At 57.5% G+C, this 945-nt stretch carries 1 rRNA gene; it reads left to right on the forward strand.

The features are described from left to right. Positions 1-945 (forward strand): 23S ribosomal RNA (locus ADL34_RS33550); the annotation flags it as partial.

Raw genomic sequence — 945 nt, forward strand, 5'->3', positions numbered from 1 at the left:
TCTAGTAGCGCGCTCAAGACCCGAAGCGGAGTGATCTAGCCATGGGCAGGTTGAAGCGGAGGTAAGACTTCGTGGAGGACCGAACCCACCAGGGTTGAAAACCTGGGGGATGACCTGTGGTTAGGGGTGAAAGGCCAATCAAACTCCGTGATAGCTGGTTCTCCCCGAAATGCATTTAGGTGCAGCGTCGTGTGTTTCTTGCCGGAGGTAGAGCACTGGATAGGCGATGGGCCCTACCGGGTTACTGACCTTAGCCAAACTCCGAATGCCGGTAAGTGAGAGCGCGGCAGTGAGACTGTGGGGGATAAGCTCCATGGTCGAGAGGGAAACAGCCCAGAGCATCGACTAAGGCCCCTAAGCGTACGCTAAGTGGGAAAGGATGTGGAGTCGCAGAGACAACCAGGAGGTTGGCTTAGAAGCAGCCACCCTTGAAAGAGTGCGTAATAGCTCACTGGTCTAGTGATTCCGCGCCGACAATGTAGCGGGGCTCAAGCGTACCGCCGAAGTCGTGTCATTGCGATATATACCCCCAACGGGGATCGTGATGGGTAGGGGAGCGTCGTGTGCCGGGTGAAGCAGCACCGGAAGGTAGTTGTGGACGGTTCACGAGTGAGAATGCAGGCATGAGTAGCGATTCACACGTGAGAAACGTGTGCGCCGATTGACTAAGGGTTCCTGGGTCAAGCTGATCTGCCCAGGGTAAGTCGGGACCTAAGGCGAGGCCGACAGGCGTAGTCGATGGATAACCGGTTGATATTCCGGTACCCGCTGTGAAGCGTCAAACATCGAATCCAGTGATGCTAAGCCCGTGAAGCCGCCGGCTGAGTCTTCGGACGAGGTCGGAGTGGTGGAGCCGGTGACCCGAGCTGGTAGTAGGTGAGTGATGGGGTGACGCAGGAAGGTAGTCCATCCCGGGCGGTGGTTGTCCCGGGGTAAGGGTGTAGG

The sequence above is a fragment of the Streptomyces sp. NRRL WC-3605 genome, from assembly GCF_001509795.1.
Lineage (GTDB): Bacteria > Actinomycetota > Actinomycetes > Streptomycetales > Streptomycetaceae > Streptomyces > Streptomyces viridochromogenes.